The organism is Stenotrophomonas sp. 05L44_2 (assembly GCF_056665995.1).
Genome location: NZ_JBFTNR010000439.1, coordinates 1 through 3,608, shown reverse-complemented (window position 1 = coordinate 3,608; position 3,608 = coordinate 1). Strand labels below are relative to the sequence as shown.

At 66.7% G+C, this 3,608-nt stretch carries 4 protein-coding genes and 1 pseudogene; 4 read left to right on the top strand and 1 reads right to left on the bottom strand.

Annotated features, from left to right (window positions below; genetic code table 11):
* Positions 1 to 520: lysozyme inhibitor LprI family protein (locus AC1VAN_RS15165; protein WP_480986110.1), on the top strand; the 520-nt coding region annotated here is incomplete at its 5' end.
* 50 nt (positions 521 to 570) lie between these two features.
* Positions 571 to 1,926 carry a peptidoglycan-binding protein gene (locus AC1VAN_RS15160; protein ID WP_480986109.1) on the top strand — a complete coding sequence of 452 codons (1,356 nt, stop codon included), beginning with the start codon at positions 571 to 573 and terminating at the stop codon, positions 1,924 to 1,926.
* A gap of 71 nt (positions 1,927 to 1,997) precedes the next feature.
* On the opposite strand, the gene AC1VAN_RS15155 is transcribed toward AC1VAN_RS15160, so the two are convergent.
* Complete coding sequence (locus AC1VAN_RS15155; protein WP_312962713.1) at positions 1,998 to 2,852, bottom strand: hypothetical protein; 855 nt, start codon at positions 2,850 to 2,852, stop codon at positions 1,998 to 2,000.
* A gap of 92 nt (positions 2,853 to 2,944) precedes the next feature.
* Here AC1VAN_RS15155 and ybaK point away from each other — a divergent pair, with 92 nt between their 5' ends.
* Together ybaK and AC1VAN_RS15145 are read left to right on the top strand one after the other, a co-directional pair.
* Positions 2,945 to 3,418, top strand: a complete 474-nt coding sequence (gene ybaK / locus AC1VAN_RS15150; RefSeq protein WP_025876549.1) for a Cys-tRNA(Pro) deacylase — start codon at positions 2,945 to 2,947, stop codon at positions 3,416 to 3,418.
* Positions 3,418 to 3,608 (top strand): annotated as a pseudogene (locus tag AC1VAN_RS15145) (hypothetical protein); the annotation flags it as partial. The gene ybaK and the pseudogene AC1VAN_RS15145, both read left to right, overlap by 1 nt.

Below are 3,608 nucleotides of genomic sequence, written 5' to 3'. Positions count from 1 at the left end.
GGCCAAGGCCGAAGCCGCCGCAAGCCAAACCCTCGATGCCGCCGGCAAGGCCAAGCTGCAGGCCGAGCAGCAGCGCTGGATCCAGCACACGCGCGACCTGTGCAGCGACGCGCACTGCCTGCAACAGGTATCTGCCGACCGCCTCAAGGTACTGTCGGCCACGCGCGACGGTCTGGTCGACCAGGACGCCTGCGAAGTGCCCGACGGCCAGCAGCAGTGCGTGGACATGCTGGTGCTGCGCGACCCCAACAGCCAGCTGGCGACCTTCAACACGCTGCTGGGTGAAAACGGCCAAAAAGGCAGCCTGCTGGGCTGCACGGCGGCAACCAACATCGGCGCCGGCCACAACGCCCTGCTGGCGGCCAACTGCACCCTGGAAACAGCCACCGGCAAGCGCAACGTGCAGCTATGCAGCAACCAGATGGTCGGCCAGTTCGCCATCGAACCGGCACCGGCTGCCTACGGCACCGAGGCCACCCGCCAGCTGCTCGGCTTCACCCAGCAGCACTGCGCCGGCTGACATCAGCCGGGCGGGCACGGCTCCCTTTTCCTCATTGAAGGACGATGACCATGGCAACGGATTCCACTCTCACCCGCGAACAGCTGTCCACGCTGTTCCTCAACACCGAACTGGGCGGCAACACCCGCCACCTGGACCATTTCTCATACGCCCAGGAGGGCACCAGCGCCTACTCGTTCGGCCTGGTGCAGTTCGACGTCGGCGGCAACCCCCAGGCCAGGCGCTTCCTGCGCGACAACGGCTTCACCAACGGTGACATCGAACTGCTGTCCCAGCACGGGGGGCTGAGCACACAGCAGCTGGCCGCGCTCGACGCCAAGCTGCAGGCCATTCCGCAGGCCAACATCGACAAGCTCACCAACGCCAAGCTGGACAGCGCCATCGAGCGCGTCGACGAGGCCATCGCCAAGGTGCGTGCGACCAACCCGGCCGCCGCCGATGCCATCGTGGCAAACCCGGAACTGCAGCTGGCCATGGCCGACTATGACAACCAGTTCGGCAGCATGGGCCCGCAGTTCATCAGCTATCTGGCCGGCAACGCGGAGAAGCTGCAGGGCGGTACCGTCCAGGCCGGCGATCCACCAAGCCGGGCCGACGTGCAGACCTTCGTCGATGCGACCAAATTCGGCATCCAGTCGCCTGCGGCCGTGACCAGCCGCGATCAACGCTTCGACACGGCCATGACCCAGCTGGGCATCACCCCAACCCATGCCCCCTCGCACGGCTCGCCCAGCACACCCGGTGCGTCGGCTGGCAGTGGCGTGCTGGTGAACGGCGCAAAGGGCGATGAGGTGCAGGCCATGCAGCAGAAGCTGGCCGACCTCGGCTACACGGGCAAGGACGGTGCACCGCTGGTGGCCGACGGTCACTTTGGCCCGGGCACCCTGCAGGCGGTCCAGCAGTTCCAGCGCGATCATCAGCTGACGGTGGACGGCAAAGCCGGCAGCGGCACCTTGGGTGCGCTGGAGGCGGCAAGCCAGCAGCATCAGCAGGCCGAATCAGCAGCACCGAGCATGGCCACGCCCGGGCACGCCGACAATCCGCGCTACCAGCAGGTCGTGGAAAAGCTGGAAACGTTGGAACAGCAGCGCAGCCAAGGTGGACTATCGCCGCTGTTCCATGACCGCGGCCAGCTGGAGAATGCCGCTGGACAGGTCGCCTACGAGTCCAAGCTTGTCGGCATGTCACAGGTGGACACCGTGGTGGYGCGCCCCGACGGCCAGGGTGTATTCGCGGTGCAGGGCCAGCTGGGCGATCCTGCAGCGCATCGCACCTACATCGACCTTGCGCAGGCGGTCAGCCAGGATCTGCCATCCAGCACTCGCCAGAGCGAAGCGTTGAACGCCGAACAGACACAACGACAGGCGCAGGAACAGGCACAGGCACAGCAGCCGCTGTCGCGCTGATCTGCGATGGATCGGATCCACGCACAGCGTGGATCCTGTCATCCGGTTCGGTATCCACGCGCGGCGTGGCTCTACTGCATGCGCTGGCGGTCGTCGCCGAGGGCGAGGCGGCACTGTTCGCGGAACGCAAGCTGCCACGCGGGCAGATCAAAGCGCTCGCGCTCCTGGAATGACACCGTCTCGGCGGCCAGCACGTAACAGCGGTTTTGCGACAACCGTAGTGCCGCCTCCCTATCGCCGATCCGCCAACACCGATCGATGCAGGCCTGCATCAACGCATAGTCCGGGTTGTTCCTGGCACCGCCAAAGGCGAAGCCCATCTGCTGCGCCATCGCCACCACCGGATCCGCACCAGCATGCGCCGATTTCAGGATGCGCAGCACACCTGCTTCGGGCACGCCAAAGGCCCAGTTGGCCAGCACGGCCGAGCGCGCCGCGCGCACCGCCAGCTCGGCATTGCGCAACCGCATGTGCTGGCCAGCGAGCATGGCCCAGCCCTTCTGCAGGTCTGGAAAAGCCGCGGTTGCGGCGTCGAGCAGTGGGATCGCAGCGGCGGGCTCGCCCGCTGCTACATGTCCCTGCGCCAACTCGACAAGCCGCAGAGGCGAGTCTGCGTCGTCCACATCATGCGCGCGCGGATCCCACTCGTCGTCATCCCACGCATCCTCGTCCAGCGCACGATTGATGCCCAACCAGTGCGCGAACACGTCCAGCGAAGAATGGCTGTAGACCATCCTGCCCTCGTCATGGAACATCTCGCAGACCAGCGGCAATGCGCCTTCGCGCCCCAATGGCCAGTACAGCCCGAAGCAATCGCCGTTGCCCAACGCGCCTTCGGCGATCGGCAGAAAACCCTGCGGTGGGTACGGGCCCGCTGCCACTTCGGTGTCAAAGGTCAGGTCGTGGAGGTGAGCGGGTGCGCGCATGCTGGAGCCAGGGAAAGCCGACGTGCAGTATCGCAGGGCGCGGCAATAGCCTCGGTCAAGGCAATGCCCGCGCGCGGCGCTACGATATGCCCATGACCCCGGCCATCAACCTGCTCAAGCGCGAGAAGATCGCCCATACCGTGCACAGCTACGTGCACGATGCCCATGCCGAATCCTATGGCGGCGAAGCCGTCGAAAAGCTGGGCCTGGACCCGGCACAGGTATTCAAGACCCTGCTGGCCAGCACCGAAACGCACGAACTGCTCGTTGCCATCGTGCCGGTGGCCGGCCAGCTTGATCTGAAAGCACTGGCCGAGGCGGCCGGCTGCAAGAAGTGCGAGATGGCCGCCGTCGATGCCGCGCAGCGCGCAACCGGCTATCTGGTCGGCGGCATCAGCCCGCTTGGGCAGAAGAAGCGCCTGCGCAGTTTTCTCGACGCCAGCGCGCAGGCACTGCCCACCCTGCACGTCAGCGCGGGACGGCGTGGCCTGGAAGTGGAGCTGGCACCGGCCGACCTGCTGCACCTGACCGGCGGCCACTACGCCGCGATCGGCAGGCCCCGTTGATGCGCTGGCCCTGGTCCACATCGCCGCCACCGCGGCTGGCCGACCCGCAGGCCGATGTGCTGCTGCAGGACCTGCTGTCGCGCGATGCCAGTCGTATCCATGCCGCCAGCAGCAGCCTGGCGCGGTTGTTCAGCGCTACGACGCTGGATGCGCTGGCGCCGCAGACCGAGCGGATCGAGCAGGCCTGCCA